At 55.0% G+C, this 19,723-nt stretch carries 17 protein-coding genes and 3 tRNA genes; 3 read left to right on the top strand and 17 right to left on the bottom strand.

Annotated elements, in window-relative coordinates; genetic code table 11:
- Positions 1–52: 52 nt before the first annotated feature.
- The 13 genes from rnr to nnr form a co-directional block, all read right to left on the bottom strand.
- The gene (rnr, locus tag BFV64_RS01770; protein ID WP_014882231.1) at positions 53–2,497 is read right to left on the bottom strand and encodes a ribonuclease R; all 2,445 of its coding nucleotides are present in this window, start codon (positions 2,495–2,497) and stop codon (positions 53–55) included.
- Positions 2,498–2,535: 38 nt separating this feature from the next.
- Entirely contained in the window at positions 2,536–2,961 is a 426-nt protein-coding gene (gene nsrR, locus BFV64_RS01765; RefSeq protein ID WP_014882230.1) for a nitric oxide-sensing transcriptional repressor NsrR, read from the bottom strand.
- A 192-nt stretch (positions 2,962–3,153) separates the two neighbouring features.
- Positions 3,154–4,452: an adenylosuccinate synthase gene (locus BFV64_RS01760; protein ID WP_006178975.1), complete on the bottom strand. Its 1,299-nt coding sequence runs from the start codon at positions 4,450–4,452 to the stop codon at positions 3,154–3,156.
- Between the two features lie 104 nt (positions 4,453–4,556).
- The gene (locus tag BFV64_RS01755; protein ID WP_045282338.1) at positions 4,557–4,754 is read right to left on the bottom strand and encodes a DUF2065 domain-containing protein; all 198 of its coding nucleotides are present in this window, start codon (positions 4,752–4,754) and stop codon (positions 4,557–4,559) included.
- A 71-nt stretch (positions 4,755–4,825) separates the two neighbouring features.
- The gene (gene hflC, locus BFV64_RS01750; RefSeq protein WP_013095290.1) at positions 4,826–5,830 is read right to left on the bottom strand and encodes a protease modulator HflC; all 1,005 of its coding nucleotides are present in this window, start codon (positions 5,828–5,830) and stop codon (positions 4,826–4,828) included.
- Between the two features lie 2 nt (positions 5,831–5,832).
- Positions 5,833–7,092: an FtsH protease activity modulator HflK gene (hflK, locus tag BFV64_RS01745; protein WP_045282337.1), complete on the bottom strand. Its 1,260-nt coding sequence runs from the start codon at positions 7,090–7,092 to the stop codon at positions 5,833–5,835.
- Between the two features lie 56 nt (positions 7,093–7,148).
- Positions 7,149–8,429 carry a ribosome rescue GTPase HflX gene (gene hflX / locus BFV64_RS01740; RefSeq protein ID WP_023331851.1) on the bottom strand — a complete coding sequence of 427 codons (1,281 nt, stop codon included), beginning with the start codon at positions 8,427–8,429 and terminating at the stop codon, positions 7,149–7,151.
- A gap of 73 nt (positions 8,430–8,502) precedes the next feature.
- Positions 8,503–8,814 carry an RNA chaperone Hfq gene (gene hfq / locus BFV64_RS01735; RefSeq protein WP_008502919.1) on the bottom strand — a complete coding sequence of 104 codons (312 nt, stop codon included), beginning with the start codon at positions 8,812–8,814 and terminating at the stop codon, positions 8,503–8,505.
- Between the two features lie 85 nt (positions 8,815–8,899).
- Positions 8,900–9,850 carry a tRNA (adenosine(37)-N6)-dimethylallyltransferase MiaA gene (gene miaA / locus BFV64_RS01730; RefSeq protein WP_032629682.1) on the bottom strand — a complete coding sequence of 317 codons (951 nt, stop codon included), beginning with the start codon at positions 9,848–9,850 and terminating at the stop codon, positions 8,900–8,902.
- Complete coding sequence (gene mutL, locus BFV64_RS01725; RefSeq protein WP_059372285.1) at positions 9,843–11,687, bottom strand: DNA mismatch repair endonuclease MutL; 1,845 nt, start codon at positions 11,685–11,687, stop codon at positions 9,843–9,845. Before mutL ends, miaA begins: the two co-directional genes overlap by 8 nt.
- Positions 11,688–11,696: 9 nt before the next feature.
- The gene (gene amiB / locus BFV64_RS01720) at positions 11,697–13,034 is read right to left on the bottom strand and encodes an N-acetylmuramoyl-L-alanine amidase AmiB (protein ID WP_045282335.1); all 1,338 of its coding nucleotides are present in this window, start codon (positions 13,032–13,034) and stop codon (positions 11,697–11,699) included.
- 16 nt (positions 13,035–13,050) lie between these two features.
- Positions 13,051–13,512 (bottom strand): tRNA (adenosine(37)-N6)-threonylcarbamoyltransferase complex ATPase subunit type 1 TsaE, encoded by a 462-nt coding sequence (gene tsaE, locus BFV64_RS01715; RefSeq protein ID WP_014882224.1) that lies wholly within the window; start codon positions 13,510–13,512, stop codon positions 13,051–13,053.
- Positions 13,505–15,028 carry a bifunctional ADP-dependent NAD(P)H-hydrate dehydratase/NAD(P)H-hydrate epimerase gene (nnr, locus tag BFV64_RS01710; RefSeq protein WP_045282334.1) on the bottom strand — a complete coding sequence of 508 codons (1,524 nt, stop codon included), beginning with the start codon at positions 15,026–15,028 and terminating at the stop codon, positions 13,505–13,507. Before nnr ends, tsaE begins: the two co-directional genes overlap by 8 nt.
- On the opposite strand from nnr, the gene queG reads away from it, so the two are divergent.
- Positions 15,027–16,166 carry a tRNA epoxyqueuosine(34) reductase QueG gene (gene queG / locus BFV64_RS01705; RefSeq protein ID WP_014882222.1) on the top strand — a complete coding sequence of 380 codons (1,140 nt, stop codon included), beginning with the start codon at positions 15,027–15,029 and terminating at the stop codon, positions 16,164–16,166. The genes nnr and queG overlap by 2 nt on opposite strands.
- Before the next feature lie 270 nt (positions 16,167–16,436).
- Here queG and BFV64_RS01700 read toward each other — a convergent pair.
- From BFV64_RS01700 to orn, 4 genes are all read right to left on the bottom strand, one after another.
- A tRNA-Gly gene (locus BFV64_RS01700) sits at positions 16,437–16,512 on the bottom strand.
- A 36-nt stretch (positions 16,513–16,548) separates the two neighbouring features.
- Positions 16,549–16,624, bottom strand: a tRNA-Gly gene (locus BFV64_RS01695).
- A gap of 37 nt (positions 16,625–16,661) precedes the next feature.
- Positions 16,662–16,737 (bottom strand) — tRNA-Gly (locus BFV64_RS01690).
- Positions 16,738–16,933: 196 nt separating this feature from the next.
- Positions 16,934–17,479 (bottom strand): oligoribonuclease, encoded by a 546-nt coding sequence (gene orn, locus BFV64_RS01685; protein ID WP_045282247.1) that lies wholly within the window; start codon positions 17,477–17,479, stop codon positions 16,934–16,936.
- Between the two features lie 107 nt (positions 17,480–17,586).
- Here orn and rsgA point away from each other — a divergent pair, with 107 nt between their 5' ends.
- Both rsgA and asd read left to right on the top strand, forming a co-directional pair.
- Positions 17,587–18,639 carry a small ribosomal subunit biogenesis GTPase RsgA gene (gene rsgA / locus BFV64_RS01680; protein ID WP_014882220.1) on the top strand — a complete coding sequence of 351 codons (1,053 nt, stop codon included), beginning with the start codon at positions 17,587–17,589 and terminating at the stop codon, positions 18,637–18,639.
- Between the two features lie 97 nt (positions 18,640–18,736).
- The gene (gene asd / locus BFV64_RS01675; RefSeq protein WP_023331845.1) at positions 18,737–19,705 is read left to right on the top strand and encodes an archaetidylserine decarboxylase; all 969 of its coding nucleotides are present in this window, start codon (positions 18,737–18,739) and stop codon (positions 19,703–19,705) included.
- The last annotated feature ends 18 nt before the right edge of the window (positions 19,706–19,723 follow it).

Raw genomic sequence — 19,723 nt, 5'->3', positions numbered from 1 at the left:
CTGTTCTTTCCCCTCTCCCCCCTGGGGAGAGGGTCAGGGTGAGGGGCGGAACTTACTCCGCCTGTTTTTTCTTCGCTGCACGTTTTGCTTTGGTGGCAGCAGCGATTTTCTGCGTCTTCGCAGAAGGTTTTTTCGCTGAGCGAGCGTCTTTCTTTGCCGCCTTCGGCTTTTGCTTCTTCTCGCCGCGGAACGCGCTGTCTGGCTCGAAGTTTACCTTCTTACCCGCCTGGCGACGTTTACCGCCGCCCGGTTTACCGTTTCCGCCTTTTTTCGCCCGTTCACGCTCGGTTTTACCGACGTTACGCGGCGCACGCTCGCTGGAGATGAGGCTGAAGTCGATTTTACGGTCGTCCATATTCACGGCTTCAACTTTCACTTCCACACGGTCGCCCAGACGGTAGGTCTGACCGCCCGATTCGCCAATCAGGCGCTGACCAACCTGGTCGAAGCGGTAGTAGTCGTTATCCAGGCTGGAGACGTGCACCAGACCGTCGATAAATAGCTCGTCCAGACGCACGAAGAAACCAAAGCCGGTCACGCTGGCAATCACGCCTTTAAAGACGTTGCCCACCTGGTCCAGCATAAAGTCACACTTCAGCCAGTCCGCTACGTCGCGCGTGGCTTCATCAGCACGACGCTCGGTCATGGAACAGTGCTGACCGAGCTGCAGCATCTCTTCCATCGAATAGTGGTAACCGCCGGTTTCGGTAGTGTTCCCTTTATGGCCCTGCTCCTGCGCCAGCAGATACTTGATCGCGCGGTGCAGAGAGAGGTCAGGATAGCGACGGATCGGCGAGGTGAAATGCGCGTAAGACTGCAACGCCAGGCCGAAGTGTCCCCGGTTTTCCGGATCGTAAATCGCCTGCTTCATCGAACGCAACAGCATCGTCTGCAGCATTTCTGCGTCAGGACGGTCGCCAATGGACTCCAGCAGCTCGGCGTAATCGCGCGGTTCAGGCTTGTTGCCGCCAGGCAGCTCCAGACCCAGTTCCGCCAGTACTGAACGGAACGCGGTGATGGCTTCCGTTGACGGCTTATCGTGAATACGGAACAGCGCTGGCTCTTTGGCTTTCTCAACGAAACGCGCTGCCGAGATGTTCGCCAGGATCATACACTCTTCGATCAGCTTGTGCGCATCATTACGCTGGGTCTGCTCGATACGCTCAATGCGACGCTCTGCGTTGAAGATAAACTTCGCTTCTTCGCTCTCGAACGAGATCCCGCCGCGCTCTTCGCGTGCCTGATCCAGCGTTTTGTAGAGGTTATGCAGTTCTTCAATATGTTTGACCAGCGGCGCGTATTGTTCGCGCAGATCCTGGTCGCCCTGCAGCATATGCCAGACCTTGGTATAGGTCAGACGCGCATGGGAACTCATGACCGCTTCATAGAACTTGTAGCCGGTTAAGCGCCCTTTGGTGGAGATAGTCATCTCACACACCATACAGAGGCGATCAACCTGCGGGTTCAGGGAGCACAGGCCGTTAGAGAGCACTTCCGGCAGCATCGGTATTACCTGAGAGGGGAAATACACCGAGGTACCACGGCTGCGCGCTTCGTTATCCAGCGGGGTGTGCGGACGCACATAGTAGCTCACGTCCGCAATCGCCACCCACAGACGCCATCCGCCACCGCGTTTTTTCTCACAGTAAACGGCATCATCGAAGTCGCGGGCATCTTCGCCATCAATGGTGACCAGCGGCAGGGAGCGCAGATCCACGCGGCCCACTTTGGACTCTTCCGGCACTTCTTCACGCAGACTTTCGATCTGATCTTCAACCGCTTTCGGCCAGATGTAGGGGATCTCATGGGTGCGCAATGCCATATCAACGGCCATGCCAGTGCCCATGTTATCGCCCAGGACTTCCACGATTTTACCAACCGCTTTGGTGCGACGCGTTGGGCGCTGAGTGAGTTCTACCACAACCACAAAGCCCATGCGTGCGCCCATCACCTCTTCAGGCGGGATCAGGATGTCAAAGCTCAGACGGCTGTCGTCCGGCACCACAAAGCCCACACCCGCATCAGTGAAGTAACGGCCAACAATCTGGCTGGTTTTTGGCACCAGTACGCGCACCACGCGCGCTTCCCGGCGACCTTTACGGTCAGCACCCAGCGGCTGCGCCAGGATCTGGTCGCCGTGGATACACATTTTCATTTGTTCAGATGACAGATACAGGTCATCTTTGCGGCCTTCCACGCGCAGGAAGCCAAAGCCATCACGGTGCCCAATCACGGTGCCTTTCAGCAAGTCGAGGCGTTCAGGCAGCGCGTAGCACTGGCGGCGGGTAAAGACCAGTTGCCCGTCGCGCTCCATGGCACGCAGGCGACGGCGAAGGGCTTCAATTTGCTCTTCACCTTCAATATTTAATTCAACGGCAAGTTCTTCACGATTGGCGGGTTTTTCGCGTTTTGTTAAGTGTTCAATGATGAACTCGCGGCTGGGGATAGGATTCGCGTATTTTTCGGCTTCGCGTTCCTGGAAAGGATCTTGTGACATGTCGGTTCCTCCGTTGTCAGCTCCGGTGGAAATTTTCTTCATTCCACCAGCAATAATTTATAAAGCGGTTGATTCTCTTCAACCAAATCGGCCAGCGTGTAGTTATCCAGTTCCTTGAGAAAACTTTGCACAGCCTTAGAAAGCGCCTGTTTCAGGCGGCAAGCGGGTGTAATGTGGCAAAACTCACTGCTACAGTTCACCAGAGACAAGGGCTCCAGTTCGCGTACCACATCCCCGATGCGAATACTCTGCGCCGGTTTACCGAGACGGATCCCCCCATTCTTCCCACGGACGGCAGCAACGTATCCGGCACGACTAAGTTGATTGATTATTTTGACCATATGATTACGAGATACGCCGTATACCTCCGTCACTTCAGAGATACTGGTCATCTTCCCATCGGGTAACGACGCCATGTAAATCAGCGCACGTAAGCCGTAATCGGTGAAACTTGTTAACTGCACATCAACCTCAGGAAAAAGGGAAAACGCGGTCAAACCGCAGAGATATTCATTAATGATGATAAACCAGCCAGATAGATAGCGGCTAATTTATTTGACAGACGGGGCGAAAAAGCGGAGATCCAGGAGCGGTCGCCGGATGGCGCTACGCTTATCCGGCCTACGAGTTTCCCCGCAGGCCAGCATTCACGAAGATTATGCGTCGAACGGGTCGCGCAGGATCATCGTTTCAGTACGATCCGGGCCGGTAGAAATAATATCGATCGGCACTTCGGTCAGTTCTTCAATACGCTTGATGTAATCCAGCGCCGCCTGTGGCAGGCCACTACGCTCTTTCACACCGAAAGTGGTCTCAGACCAGCCCGGCATGGTTTCGTAAATTGGCTCAATGCCTTCCCAGTCATCAGCGGCCAGCGGAGTCGTGGTCACTTCACGACCGTCAGGCATACGGTAGCCGACGCAGATTTTCACTTCTTTCAGGCCGTCCAGCACGTCCAGCTTGGTCAGGCAGAAGCCAGACAGGGAGTTGATCTGCACGGCACGACGCACAGCAACCGCGTCCAGCCAGCCGGTACGACGACGACGACCGGTGGTCGCGCCAAACTCGTTACCCTGCTTGCAGAGGAACTCGCCGGTTTCATCGAACAGCTCGGTCGGGAATGGACCTGCCCCCACACGCGTGGAGTAAGCTTTGATGATGCCCAGAACGTAATCCACATAACGTGGACCCAGGCCAGAGCCGGTCGCCACGCCACCTGCGGTGGTGTTAGAAGAGGTTACGTACGGATAGGTACCGTGGTCGATGTCCAGCAGCGTACCCTGCGCACCTTCGAACATAACGAAATCGCCACGCTTGCGCGCCTGGTCCAGCAGATCGGACACATCAACAACCATACCGGTCAGAATGTCTGCAATCGCCATGACGTCATCCAGCACTTTCTGGTAGTCAACAGCGTCAGCTTTGTAGAAGTTCACCAGCTGGAAGTTGTGATATTCCATCACTTCTTTCAGTTTTTCAGCGAAGGTGGCTTTGTCGAAGAGATCGCCCACGCGCAGACCGCGACGTGCCACTTTATCTTCATAAGCCGGGCCGATACCACGACCGGTCGTACCGATCGCTTTCGCACCACGTGCTTTCTCACGCGCGACGTCCAAAGCCACGTGATAATCCAGGATCAGCGGGCAGGCTTCGGAGAGCAGCAGACGCTCACGAACAGGGATACCACGGTCTTCCAGACCCTTCATCTCTTTCATCAGCGCAGCGGGAGACAGCACAACGCCGTTACCGATGATGCTGGTGACGTTTTCGCGAAGAATGCCTGATGGAATAAGATGGAGGACGGTTTTTTCACCGTTGATTACGAGAGTATGGCCTGCGTTGTGACCGCCCTGGTAGCGTACAACATATTTAGCCCGTTCAGTCAGAAGATCAACAATCTTCCCTTTACCTTCGTCACCCCATTGGGTGCCCAGTACGACGACGTTGTTACCCATTTTTTTCAAAATCACCGTTTGCTTAAAAATGGATTCTACCATCGCTTTTTCAGATATACAGCACTTTTTGACCTCAAAATACGCCAAATCCGACCACTTTTTGATCAGCCAATCGTTTTCCTCAACATGTAGTAGATCACGATGCCAGCAACCACAAGTCCACCGCCGAAACGGCGCAAAATATTATCCGGAAGTTGGCTCATGGTCTCGATCATGCGGCGCCAGGCACGCGGATAAAGCATCGGTCCCAGGCCTTCCAGCACTAACACCAGGGCCAGCGCCAGCCAAATCGTTGAATTCATTTTTATTCCTTATAAAAGAAAACCACCGCTCCGGAGGGAGCGGTGGTTTGAATACTCAAACGTGCCAGAGTTTATCGTGTTGCGTTAGTCGGCGTCTTCATATAACGGAAGAAATCGCTGTCCGGGCTGAGCACCATCACATCCTGGTTGCTCTGGAAGCTATTCTCGTAAGCACGCAGGCTACGGATAAAGGCGTAGAAGTCGGGATCCTGGCTGAAGGCATCTGCGAACAGCTTCGCCGCTTCCGCATCACCTTCACCGCGCAGAATACGGCCCTGACGTTCAGATTCCGCCAGCGTCTTGGTAACTTCGTAGTCCGCTGCCGCACGCAGCTTCTCAGCCTCTTCCTGGCCTTGTGAACGGTGGCGACGGGCTACCGCTTCACGCTCGGCGCGCATACGGTTATAGATCGCTTCGGACACTTCAGCTGGCAGGTTGATCTGCTTGATACGCACGTCAACCACTTCGATACCCAGCGCAGCCATACTGTTCGGGTTGATCACCGGCACTTTACCGTTGGTTTCAGCCTGAACGCGTTCAGCTGCTTTCGCAATCGCGTCATCCGCTGCTGGCGTTTCCACTTCGTCTTCCGTGCCCGCGGTACCGGAATTCAGCGCATCGCGCACTTCCAGGGTCAGACGACCGCGGGAGTCGGTCACGATGTCTTTCACATCCAGACGACCAATTTCAGAACGCAGACGGTCAGAGAACTTACGTTTTAGCAGCACTTCCGCCTGAGAAACGTCGCCACCCCCGGTTGCCAGGAAGTAACGGCTGAAATCGCTGATGCGCCATTTGATGTAGGAATCAACGATCAGGTCTTTCTTCTCTTTGGTCACGAAACGGTCAGCCTGGTTATCCATAGTCTGGATACGCGCATCCAGCGTTTTCACTGACTGAATGAACGGCACCTTGAAGTGCAGGCCCGGTTCATAAATCACCGGACGTTTGTCACTGTCACGCACGACGCTGCTGAACTGGAACTTGATCCCACGCTCGCCCTCTTTCACCACAAAGATCGAGGTATACAGCACGACCAGTACGATGACGATGATCGCAATAACTGACTTACGCATCCTTATTCCCCCTGACGCTGGTAGTCGTTACGCTGCGCGTTAGCACGGCGTTGGTCCATAATGTCACCATCGTTCGAAGAAGGCGTTGTGTTCGTGCTGGCGCTGCCCGATGACGCTGGCGGCAGACGCAGCAGGTTGTTTGCTCCGCTGGTGTTTTTCGCGGCCGGTGCAGAACCGCCTTTCAGCATCTGATCCAGCGGCAGCACCATCAGGTTTCCACCTTTGCTGTCGTTAACCAACACTTTGCGGGTATGGCTCAGCACTTTTTCCATGGTCTCGATATAGAGACGCTCACGGGTAATTTCTGGCGCTGCTTTATATTCCGGCAGAATCTTCGCGAAGCGAGCCACTTCACCCTGTGCTTCCAGGATGGTCTGCGTCTTATACGCGCGTGCTTCTTCCAGAATACGCTGCGCCTGACCGTTAGCACGTGGCTGAACTTCGTTGGTGTACGCTTCCGCTTCACGGATGTACTGCTGTTCGTTTTCACGGGCAGCAATCGCATCATCAAATGCGGCCTTCACCTCTTCCGGCGGACGAGCAGCCTGGAAGTTAACGTCCAGTAGGGTGATACCCATGTTGTACGGACGAATGGTCTCCTCCAGCTCGCGCTGGGTATCGCTACGAATAACGGTACGACCTTCGGTGAGAATGCGGTCCATGGTGTATTTACCAATCACACCACGCAGGGCGCTGTCAGTCGCCTGACGCAGGCTGTCATCGGCGCTGGTTACGCTAAACAGATAACGTTCAGGATCGGTCACGCGGTACTGGACGTTCATCTCAACGCGCACCACGTTCTCATCAGACGTCAGCATCACGCCAGAGGCGGCCAGTTCACGGACGGACTCCACGTTTACCGCTGTCACGTCGTCAATGAAGGTCGGCTTCCAGTTCAGGCCCGGCTCAACCAGATGGCTAAACTTACCGAAACGGGTGACCACGCCGCGTTCTGCTTCTTTAATGGTGTAGAACCCGCTGGCTGCCCAGATGATTACCACCGCAGCGGCCACAATGCCCACTACGCGGCCACCCATTGGCGGGCGCGGACTCTGAGTGGAATTACCCCCTGAGCCAGAACCTTTTCCTCCGCCCAGGCCACCAAGCTTTTTGCTCAGCTTGCGGAAGATATCATCCAGATCCGGCGGCCCCTGCTCGCGACCACCTTTATTGCCATTTCCCCCAGAGTTGCCGCCTTGATTATTGCTGCTTCCCCACGGGTCGCGGTCTTGTCCGTTATTACCGGGCTGATTCCACGCCATGTATATGCTCCATATTTGTTATGCAAGGGCGAATTTTTCAGGCTTCCCCTTTCTGATCAGACGATATAGTCCGCCAGCGCAGGTTCTTGTTTACAGAGGCGACGCCAGTCAACGATCGGCATACGCACCTGCATCCCCACGCTGCCGTCATCCTCCATCCACTCTTTTTCTATCGCCTGAAGCTGATAAAACCGGCTGCGCAGCCTGCCTTCCTGTGGCGGCAGGCGCAGCGTGTGCTGCGCTACCTCACCGGAAAGACGTTCTGTCAAAGCCTGGAAAAGCAGTGGCACACCAATACCGGCCTGAGCAGAAAGCCAGACCCGAATCGGTTTGTTCTCTTCATCTCGGTCGATACGCGGTTCGAAATCCTCCAGCATATCGATCTTGTTCATCACCAACAGCGTGGGAATTTCGTGGGCATCAATCTCTTCCAGCACCACGTTCACCGCGTCGATGTTCTCCTGCACGCGTACGTCAGCCGCATCAATCACGTGCAGCAGCAGGGTCGCCTGTCGCGTCTCCTGCAACGTCGCTTTAAACGCCGCCACCAGATCGTGTGGCAAATGGCGGATAAACCCTACGGTATCCGCCAGCACCGTTTCACCCACGTCTGCTACGTCAATACGACGCAGCGTAGGGTCCAGGGTCGCAAACAGCTGGTCTGCGGCATAAACCTGGGCCTCGGTTATCTGGTTAAACAGGGTGGATTTACCGGCGTTGGTATAACCCACCAGCGACACGGTCGGGATGTCAGCTTTAGTTCGCGCCCGACGCCCCTGTTCACGCTGTTTCTCTACACGTTCCAGACGCGAGAGGATCTGGGTAATACGGCCACGCAGTAAACGACGGTCGGTTTCGAGCTGGGTTTCACCCGGACCGCGCAAACCGATCCCGCCTTTTTGTCTTTCAAGGTGGGTCCAGCCACGCACCAGACGCGTCGCCAGATGGCGCAGCTGTGCAAGCTCAACCTGCAATTTCCCTTCATGGGTACGTGCACGCTGAGCAAAAATGTCTAAAATCAATCCCGTGCGGTCGATCACACGGCATTCGCAGAGAGCTTCCAGGTTGCGCTCCTGGGCTGGAGACAGCGCATGATCAAACAACACGACTGACGCGCCGGTTGCTTTTACGGCATCCGCAATTTCTACTGCTTTACCTTCACCAACAAAATACTTTGGGTGCGGCGCTTTACGGCTACCGGTAATCACCTGCATTGCTTCGACACCGGCGGAAGAGACCAGAGATTCAAACTCCTGGAGATCTTCCATATCTTTGTCTTGCGAAAAATAGATGTGTACCAGCACCGCCTGCTCACCGGCATCATAACGGTCAAACAAGCGTAAACCTCTCTAAAAAGATCAGCGGGGAACGCAGGATCCCTGGCTCCCCGTGTGGATAACAGCTGAAACCTTATTCGGTTTCGTCGCTGTCCTGCGCTGGCGTTGAAGAACCCTGCGCGTTGCTGCCATGATGGTAGTTACTGCCAGTGCCGCCGCCAGCGTTATTGCTGTGATGAGAGACTGGACGGGACGGAACAACAGTAGAGATAGCGTGCTTGTAGACCATCTGACTGACCGTGTTTTTCAACAGGATCACAAACTGATCGAAAGACTCAATCTGACCTTGCAGCTTAATACCATTCACCAAATAAATAGAAACTGGAACACGTTCCCGACGCAATGCGTTCAGGAACGGATCTTGTAAAGATTGCCCCTTAGCCATTCTATCTTTTCCTTATATGCTTGTTTTGTACTTAGAACCTTGCGATTCTGAAAAATTGCGCACGATACGTCTCAATTGTACACATTCAGTGGGCGATATCACCAACAACCTCAATCACCTCGTTTAACGCCTGTTGCGGTTTTTCACTGTCTAACCAGTGAACTCCCTCCCAACCGCGCAACCAGGTGATCTGGCGCTTCGCTAACTGTCTCGTGGCGCAAACACCTCGATAAACCATTTCATCGTATGAAATCTCACCTTCAAGATACGACCACATCTGGCGGTATCCCACACAACGAACGGAAGGCATATCCGTATGCAAATCTCCACGGGCAAATAGCGCCCGCACTTCTGCTTCAAAATCTGAAGCTAACATCTGATGAAAACGCTGCTCAATTCGTTGATGGAGCAGTTCACGGCTCGCCGGGGCGATGGCGAACTGATGCACCTGATACGGCAGAGCGTCTCCTGACGTTTGCGTCAGTTCCGTTAAAGTTTTACCCGAAATGAAAAAAACTTCCAGTGCCCGGGAAAGCCTTTGCGGATCATTTGGATGGATTCGCGCTGCCGCAACCGGGTCAATCTCTGCTAGTTGCTTATGCAACACGTCCCATCCCTGCTCTGCCGCCTGTTGCTCAATCTTTGCTCTCACGTCAGGATCTGCGGAAGGTAAAGGTGATAATCCTTCCAGCAGCGCCTTAAAGTAGAGCATGGTGCCGCCAACCAACAGCGGTATACGTCCCGCCGCCGTAATCTCGGCCATCTCGGCTAAGGCATCCCGGCGGAAATCCGCTGCGGAGTAAGCCTCTGCCGGGTCGAGAATATCCAGCAAACGGTGCGGTGCCGCACGCAGTTCTTCTGCGCCAGGCTTCGCCGTACCGATGTCCATCCCCCGATAGATGAGGGCGGAATCAACGCTAATCAACTCTACAGGCAAAACTTTGCGTAACTCAATGGCTAACGCCGTTTTGCCGGAGGCCGTTGGGCCCATTAAAAAAATTGCCTTTGGCAGGCTTGCCTTACTTACGTCAGTCATGTTTCAGGGCGGTCATCGCCGTTTTCAAATCAACAGGTTGTAATAACCCACCCGGCGGCGCTTTCACCAGCTGTGGGCAGAGGCGTTCGACCTCCGCCAGCACGGTAATCGCCTGCGCCATACTCCACGGTGTATGTTCGCTGGCCAGATGGCGAGCGATCCACTGCGCGGTGTTGGCGGCCTCAAACGATGTTTGCTGCGCCAGGTAGCCTATCAGTTCAGGAATCAAGTTTTGTAAATTTTGTTGGCGTAAGGGTAAAGGCACTGCGCGAATTGTCACATGTTGTGGTTCGAGCACCATTTCAATGCCCATTTGCGCCAGTAGGGCCTCTGTACGCTGCAATACCCGCGTTTCTTCAGCGGATATTTTCAGACGAACCGGGATCAATAACGGCTGCGCACAGGCCGCATTTTCCCCTGGCGTCAGTTGCGCCTGTTTGAGCCAGCGTTCGGCAACCGGTAACGCCAGAAGCTGCAATTTGCCGTCGCGTTCTAGCAATGCCATATCCGGTGCGATAATCGTCAGCACTCGCCCGAAACTCTGGCCGTGCCCTTCAAGGGACGGTGTCGCCACTGCAACGTGATCTTTGCGCTCAACAGCAGGCGTTTCCAGCAACTTACGGTACAACGCCCCCTGCTGCTTTTGATAGCCGGGTTGAGCGTTCGGATAGTTTGCTCCCGTCGGACGCGTCGTGCTTGCACCGGTTGAGAATCGAGGCGTTTCCGGCTCTCGCGCGACAGCGGGCTGCGCAAAATGGTTGCGGCCCGCAGCGACACGGTTTTCCGGGATGGGACGCGGTGAGGAATCGTCTTTTTCCAGCGGCAATGCAGGCTCAACCTGCTCTTGCAATACGCTCAGCACGCCCTGATAGATAAAATCATGCACCAGACGCGACTGATGGAAGCGCACCTCATGCTTGGCGGGGTGGACGTTAACATCGACCTGATGCGGGTCGATCTCCAGATAAAGCACAAAAGCCGGTTGCTGATCGGCCCCAAGCTTGTCTTCACAGGCCTGACGAATGGCGTGGTTAATGAGGCGGTCGCGCATCATGCGGCCATTCACGTAGCAATACTGAATTTCAGAGAAAGCCGCACTGCTGGCGTTCGGGTCGGCCACCCAGCCACGTAAAGCGAGATCGCCATGCTGCCACTCTATCGCCAGCGCCTGTTCCAGAAATGGCGTTCCGCAGATAGCCCCTAAACGGCGCTCTTTCTGCCCGCCTTCCGCCACCGCGCGATACTGGCGCATCACCTTGCCGTTATGGCTGAGATTAATGGTGACGTCAAAACGCGCCAGCGCGATACGACGAATGATCTCGTCGATATGGCCGAATTCGGTTTTTTCGGTACGCATAAACTTGCGTCGGGCGGGGGTGTTGTAGAATAGATCCAGCACTTCCAGCGTGGTACCGACAGGATGCGCCGCGGGTTTAACCGTCACATCCATGTCGCGTCCTTCGGCGTATGCCTGCCAGGCTTCCTGCTGTTCAGCGGTACGAGAGGTCAACGTCAGGCGGGAAACCGAACTAATACTGGCGAGCGCCTCGCCGCGAAAGCCGAGGCTGATTATTGCTTCAAGATCGTCCAGAGAGGCAATTTTACTGGTTGCATGACGCGCCAGCGCCAGCGCCAGCTCGTCTTTTTTTATCCCACAGCCGTTATCGCGAATGCGGATAAGTTTCGCCCCGCCGCGTTCGATATCAATATCAATGCGGGTAGCTCCCGCATCGAGGCTGTTTTCCACCAGTTCCTTCACCACCGATGCAGGACGTTCCACCACCTCACCGGCGGCGATTTGGTTCGCAAGCTGCGGCGGTAGAACCTGAATCGGCATGATGTCTCCTTAGTTGGTCGCGGTCATCCCACCCGGCAGTGAAGCGTTGGCCACCTGGCCTGCTCCGCCCGACGGCGCGGACTGCAGCGGGTGCGCGTCAAAGTATTTACGCAGACCGTTATAAATCGCTTTGGCAATTTGCTGCTGATAGCTGTCGCTTCCCAGCAGGCGCTCTTCGGCGTTGTTGCTGATAAAGCCGGTCTCCACCAGAATTGACGGAATATCCGGCGAACGCAGCACGCCCAGGCTCGCATGTTCCGGGCGGCGCTTGTGCAATGCCCCGATGCCCTGCAGCTGATTCAACACGTTAGTGGCGACATCATACCCGACGCGCTGGGAATGACCGAACTGTAAATCCAGTACCGCCTGGCTGAGGTACGGGTCTGACTGACTGTTTGCCAGCACATCACCCGCACCGCCCAGCAGTTCTGACTGTTTCTCATGCTCTTCCAGCCAGTTTGCCATCTCGCTGTTTGCCCGGCGGTTTGACAGCACCCACACAGACGCACCCGTGGCACTGCGGTTTGGCGCAGCATCCGCATGAATAGAGACCAGGAAATTGGCATTTTGCTTACGCGCCACGTCCGAGCGACCCATAACGGAAATAAAATAGTCGCCGTCGCGGGTCAACACGCCTTTAAACATAGGATCGTCATTCAGCAGCGCGCGCAGCTTGCGGGCAATGGCAATTGTGACGTTTTTCTCCCGCGTGCCTCCCGGGCCAATCGCACCAGGATCCTGACCACCGTGTCCGGCATCAATGGCGATAATCACTTTATCACCGCTGATCGCGCGGCGCGCACTGGCCGCCGGACGCGTTACCGTATTGCTGCTGGTTGCTGCGGTAATGCGATCGTTCTGCGATTTAAACGGATTACGCGCGGGTTCCGATGGACGCGGAGTATACACAGGCTCCTCCACGCGTTTCGCGACAACCGGTGGCGGCGGAGGCGGCGGCGGAACGTCGGCATTGATGGTAAAAACTACCGTATAGTTCGCGCCGTTTTGCTGCTTAACCGCTTTCGTTTTGCCCTTTTCGGTGAGATCCACCACCAGGCGCAATGACTGGCTGTCCTGCGGGTTACCCGAGCGGATACTTTTCACCAGGTTGTTACCGCTGAACCGAAGCGGGAGCCCCTGAATCACCCCGGTCTGTTTGATATCCAGCGCCACGCTGTGGCTGTCTGGTTGTGAAAAAGCGTATTCAGGGTCACCCATAAAGCTAAACGTGATCCGGGCCTGGCTTTCGCCGTTCGACACCTGAATATCCGAAAGGCTTGCCGCCCCGGCCTGCGCGCACAGCAGCACCGAAGCAGCTAACAGCCAACCTTTAACGCGATTTTTCATCCCGTCATCCCTACGCTTAACCGGCGAGACGCGCCAGTAAGGAACACCCTGATGAGGAAACCGCACTGATGCGAGCCTCACGCCCTTGTGCCTGGTAATCTATGTGAATTTCGACATCCGGGTCAGGTAACACACCCGCACCTTGTTGCGGCCACTCCACCAGGCAGATGGCATCATTGGCAAAATAATCACGGATCCCCATAAATTCCAGCTCCTCAGGATCCGCAAGGCGATATAAATCAAAGTGGTACACCATGAGATTGTCGAGGGTGTACGGCTCGACGAGCGTGTAGGTTGGGCTTTTCACATTCCCGTTATGCCCTAACGCCTGCAAAAAACCCCGGCTGAAAGTGGTTTTACCCGCCCCTAAATCACCATACAGATAAATGACGGTTGCCCCCTGACAGGCCTGCGCCACGCGCTTGCCGAGATCTAAAGTGGCTTGTTCATCAGGTAAAGGAATCGCTCGATTAGTCATTTTCTACGTCAATCACATCCGGGTTAACAACACGCCGTAGCGTGCAAAAAAGATCGGTGGCCAGCATACCGCGTGTTCCATATCGCGCCGCCAGTTTATCTGCCGCGACACCGTGGGCCACGCAGCCCGCACAGGCTGCATCATAAAGGGGAAGTTTCTGTCCAAGCAATGCGCCGATGATACCGGAAAGCACGTCGCCCATACCGCCGCTCGCCATGCCCGCATTTCCGGCATCAATAATGCCCAGCGCCTCGTCACTGGCAACGACGGTTCCTGCCCCTTTCAAAACGGCAACACCTCCGTAACGTTTTACCAGACGCTGAGCAGAAAGTAAGCGATCGCTTTCAATTTCTGCGACGCTGCAGTTAAGCAGGCGCGCGGCTTCGCCGGGGTGTGGCGTCAGGATGCGATTGTGACGCTTATCCGGGTTTATTGCCAGAAGGTTAAGCGCGTCGGCATCCCACAGCATCGGTTTACGAAAATTCTCGACTTTTTGCAGGGCCTGTTTACCCCATTCCTGTTGCCCAAGCCCTGGGCCAATGACCACGACATCCGCCCATTCGAGGCTTTCCTCAAGCGTCTGGGGCGTAAGCTCATGCACCATCAGCTCCGGTCGGGCTGTGATTAGCGGTGCAATGTTCTCAATACGAGTGAGAATTCGCACTAAACCAGCACCGCTGCGTAATGCTGCCTCGCCGGTCATGCGAATCGCCCCTGCCGTACCGCGATCGCCACCAATAATCACCAGCCTGCCGTGGTCGCCCTTATGGGATGTCGGACGGCGCGGCGGAAACCACTCAGTCAGCAGCGATGCATCAAAACGGGCGATGCGCATTTCCTGCCCGGCTAGCCAGCCCTCCAGCCCGAGCGCGTTATGGTGTAATACGCCGACCACATCCCGTGCTTTACCGGTTAACAGACCCGGCTTCAAAGCAATGAAGGTCACGGTGTGCGCAGCCTGGATGACGGCGCCAGGCGTCGCGCCGGTTTGCGCGTTCAGGCCTGAAGGGATATCCAGCGCCACTACCGGGGCGCAATGTCTGTTGGCGTGTTCAATCAGCGCGGCAATATTCTCGCGGGGAGCACTGCGCAGCCCGGTACCCAGCAGACCATCAATAATCAGATCGACATCCTCCGGCCAGACGATATCAGGCGCATGAATCACACCGCCGGCATTCAGCCATGCCTCCCGCGCTGCGCTGGCCTCTTCTGGCAGGGGCTTATCACTTTCCAGCGCCAGCAGCGTAACGCGAATACCGGCAGCTACCGCAAGACGGGCAATGACGTAGCCGTCCCCGCCGTTATTGCCGTGTCCGCACAAAATCAGCCAGTGGGTGGATTGCGGCCAGGCGCTGCGGGCAACGGTAAATGCTGCTTCTCCCGCACGCTGCATCAGTTCATAAAGGGTGATCCCGAGGCTGTCTGCAGCCTCTTTTTCGGCGCGCCGGAGGTCATCCGCATGCCAGATGGAATGTGGTATACTTGCGGGGTTTTTCTTCACTGTATGGTCCGTCATGTCACAGCCCCTCGATCTCAATGAGTTAGCGCAAAAAATAAAACAGTGGGGTGCTGAGCTTGGCTTCCAGAAGGTGGGTATTACCGACACCGACCTCTCCGCCAGCGAGCCAAAACTGCAGGCCTGGCTGGACAAACAATACCACGGCGAAATGGAGTGGATGGCGCGTCACGGCATGATGCGTGCCCGCCCACACGAGCTTTTACCAGGTACCTTGCGCGTCATCAGCGTACGCATGAACTATCTGCCTGCCAACGCAGCTTTTGCGCGCACGCTAAAAAATCCCTCTCTGGGTTACGTTAGCCGGTACGCCCTGGGGCGTGATTACCATAAGCTTCTGCGTAACCGTTTAAAAAAACTCGGGGAAACTATTCAGCAGCACTGTGTTTCGCTGAATTTTAGACCCTTTGTTGATTCCGCGCCTATTCTTGAGCGCCCGATCGCTGAAAAAGCCGGGCTTGGCTGGACAGGTAAGCACTCACTTATCCTTAGCCGTGACGCCGGATCGTTCTTCTTCCTTGGCGAATTGCTGATTGATTTACCGTTACCGATAGACGGCCCGGTGGAGGAAGGCTGTGGCCGCTGCGTGGCCTGCATGACCATCTGCCCGACGGGGGCTATCGTTGAGCCTTATACCGTTGATGCCCGTCGCTGCATCTCCTATCTCACTATCGAACTGGAAGGGGCCATTCCGGAGGAGTTTCGACCACTTATCGGCAACCGCATCTACGGCTGCGATGACTGCCAGCTGATCTGCCCGTGGAACCGTTATTCGCAGCTTACGGATGAAGAGGATTTCAGCCCGCGTAAGGCGCTGCATGCGCCACAACTCATCGAACTGTTCGCCTGGAGCGAAGCCTGGTTCCTGAAAGTGACGGAAGGCTCGGCCATTCGTCGTATCGGTCATCTGCGCTGGCTGCGTAATGTCGCCGTCGCGCTGGGTAATGCCCCGTGGGATGAAGCGAACATTCAGGCTCTTGAAAGCCGTAGAGGTGAGCACCCACTTCTTGATGAACACATAGAATGGGCGATTGCGCAGCAGATTGAGAAGCGTAATGCCTGTGTGGTTGAGGTGCAGCTTCCGAAAAAACAGCGGCTGGTCAGGGTCATCGAAAAAGGACTTACGCGGGATGCGTGAACTATTCACAGCCTGTGTATAAAAATAAAAACTCAAGCGCCATCTGGGCTTGAGAAGAGGTCAAGTGATCTCAATAACATTTTGAAATCAAATTTTCTTCAATTTATACAATCACTTGAAAGGATATTATTCACCCTGCTAACTTTCTGCACAGTCAGGATTAAAGACGAAATCTGTGGATAACTCTGTTCACAAGAGTATTTCAGAAGAAATAGAAAACGTCCCCAACGACTCTTTTCGCTGTGGATAATTTAGATATGAAGAAGAATTTGGAGCGGGAAACGAGACTCGAACTCGCGACCCCGACCTTGGCAAGGTCGTGCTCTACCAACTGAGCTATTCCCGCTTGGGTGGTCCGTGCTCTGAAAGCACTTTCAAATTTTGGAGCGGGAAACGAGACTCGAACTCGCGACCCCGACCTTGGCAAGGTCGTGCTCTACCAACTGAGCTATTCCCGCTTGGGCAGTCTGTGCTGTGAAAGCACTTTTCAAATTTTGGAGCGGGAAACGAGACTCGAACTCGCGACCCCGACCTTGGCAAGGTCGTGCTCTACCAACTGAGCTATTCCCGCAAATCTGTACTGCTTTTGTTGCTGTCGTAACGTGTAATTCTCTGTCGTTACGGGAGGCGCATTATACGAGAAATCCTTTTAGCTGCAACCCCCCTTAAAGCGATTTTTTCGAAATTCAGTTCAAATGCTTATTAAATCGGCAAGCTGAACAATTTAACGACAAAAACCCGGCCACGCAAGGCGCCGGTTCTCAAAATCACAGCATAATAAAGTTTTCGCGGTAGTACGCAAGCTCTGCCACAGACTCACGAATATCGTCCATCGCCTGGTGCGTCCCCTGCTTTTTAAAGCCATCAAGGATTTCAGGTTTCCAGCGGCGCGCCAGCTCTTTCAGGGTACTGACATCCAGATAGCGGTAGTGGAAGTAAGACTCCAGCTCCGGCATGTACTTAAACAGGAAGCGGCGATCCTGGCCAATGCTATTCCCACAGATAGGCGATTTACCTGCCGGAACCCATTGTTTCAGGAACTCAAGCGTCGCCAGTTCTGCCTCGCGATCGCCCAACGTGCTGGCCTTCACGCGATCCACCAGGCCGCTGCCGGTGTGGGTGCGCACGTTCCATTCATCCATCAAAGCCAGCTGATCGTCGGACTGATGCACGGCAATCGTCGGCCCTTCGGCCAGAATATTCAGGTTGGCGTCCGTCACCAGAGTTGCAATCTCAATAATGCGATCGCGCTCGGGATCCAGCCCGGTCATTTCGAGATCGATCCAAATCAGGTTGTTTTCATCCGCGCTCATGTTATTTTCCACCCTTCTCGCATAACCGGCAGTAGCAGGTTAACTAGTATTAATTAGAGTGTATCATAGAGGTTTTGCCCCTTACGGGCGACCAGGAGCCAGCGCGATTGAGTAAAAATAAACTCTCCAAAGGGCAGCAGCGCCGCGTAAACGCCAACCACCAGCGCCGTCTTAAAACCACTTCGGAGAAGCCGGATTATGACGATAACCTGTTTGGTGAAGCGACAGAAGGCGTCGTCATCAGCCGTTTCGGTATGCATGCCGATGTGGAATCCGCCGACGGGGATATTCACCGCTGCAATATCCGTCGCACCATCCGTTCACTGGTTACCGGCGATCGCGTGGTCTGGCGTCCGGGTAAAGAGGCGGCTGAAGGGGTCACGGTTAAAGGTATCGTTGAAGCCGTGCATGAACGCACGTCGGTGCTCACCCGCCCGGATTTCTACGATGGCGTGAAGCCGATTGCCGCCAACATTAACCAGATCGTGATTGTTTCGGCTATTTTACCTGAGCTTTCGCTCAATATTATCGACCGTTACCTTGTCGCCTGCGAAACGCTGCAGGTTGAGCCGATCATTGTATTAAACAAAATCGATCTGCTGGACGACGACGGGATGGCCTTCGTCAATGAGCAGATGGATATCTATCGCAATATTGGCTATCGCGTCCTGATGGTCTCCAGCCATACCAAAGATGGTCTGAAACCGCTGGAAGAGGCGCTCACCGATCGCATCAGCATCTTTGCGGGCCAGTCCGGCGTGGGCAAATCGAGTCTGCTGAACAATTTGCTTGGCCTCCAGCAGGCGATCCTTACCAATGATGTGTCTGATGTCTCGGGTCTTGGCCAGCACACCACCACCGCATCACGCCTGTATCACTTCCCGCACGGGGGCGATGTCATCGACTCCCCGGGCGTGCGCGAGTTCGGTTTGTGGCATCTTGAACCGGAACAAATCTTCAACGGATTTGTCGAATTCCATGATTATTTAGGCGCTTGCAAGTACCGCGACTGTAAACACGATAACGACCCAGGTTGCGCTATCCGTGAAGCGGTCGAAAAAGGTGAGATTGCGGAGACCCGCTTCGAGAATTACCACCGCATTCTTGAGAGCATGGATCAGGTAAAAACGCGTAAAAACTTTTCTGATTCTGACAACTGACAACTAAGCTAAGCATCGCTAAAATCGTCCCCTTTTTTCAGGTTCCGGCGGCTTACCGCCGGATCAGGAACGACAAAACAATGGCCTGGAGGCTACCTTGTTAAACGCATTTAAACTTTCGCTTCAATACATTCTGCCAAAACTGTGGCTCACTCGCCTGGCGGGCTGGGGCGCAAGCAAACGCGCGGGCTGGCTGACCAAACTGGTCATCGACCTTTTTGTGAAGTATTACAAGGTCGACATGAAAGAGGCACAGAAGCCAGACACCGCCAGCTACCGTACCTTCAACGAGTTTTTTGTACGCCCGCTACGCGATGAAGTGCGTCCGCTGAACACCGACCCTAACGTACTGGTGATGCCCGCTGACGGCGTGATCAGCCAGCTGGGTAATATCGAAGACGACAAAATCCTGCAGGCGAAAGGCCATAACTACAGCCTGGAAGCGCTGCTGGCGGGTAACTACCTGATGGCGGACCTGTTCCGTAACGGTACGTTTGCGACCACCTACCTGTCGCCGCGCGACTATCACCGCGTACACATGCCGTGTAACGGTATCCTGCGTGAGATGATCTACGTTCCGGGCGATCTCTTCTCCGTGAACCACCTGACCGCGCAGAACGTACCGAACCTGTTTGCCCGTAACGAACGCGTCATCTGCCTGTTCGATACTGAATTTGGCCCGATGGCGCAAATTCTGGTGGGCGCGACCATTGTCGGCAGTATTGAAACCGTCTGGGCTGGCACCATCACGCCTCCGCGTGAAGGTATCATCAAACGCTGGACGTGGCCTGCTGGTGAAGCGGAAGGCTCTGTCGCCCTGCTGAAAGGTCAGGAGATGGGGCGCTTCAAGCTGGGCTCTACCGTTATCAACCTGTTTGCGCCGGGCAAAGTGAAGCTAGCTGAACAGCTTGAAAGCCTGTCGGTGACCAAACTTGGCCAGCCGCTGGCAGTCTCCACCGAAACTTTTGTGACACCCGATGCAGAACCTGCTCCGCTGTCACAAGAAGAGATCAACGCCGAGCATGACGCCAGCCCGCTGGTTGACGACAAAAAAGACGAAGGCTAACAACAGAAGGATCGCTGA

It is taken from the genome of Enterobacter kobei, assembly GCF_001729765.1.
In the GTDB taxonomy this organism is placed as follows: domain Bacteria; phylum Pseudomonadota; class Gammaproteobacteria; order Enterobacterales; family Enterobacteriaceae; genus Enterobacter; species Enterobacter kobei.
Note: the sequence above shows the minus strand (reverse complement) of the source record. Positions and strands in the feature narration are given on the sequence as shown.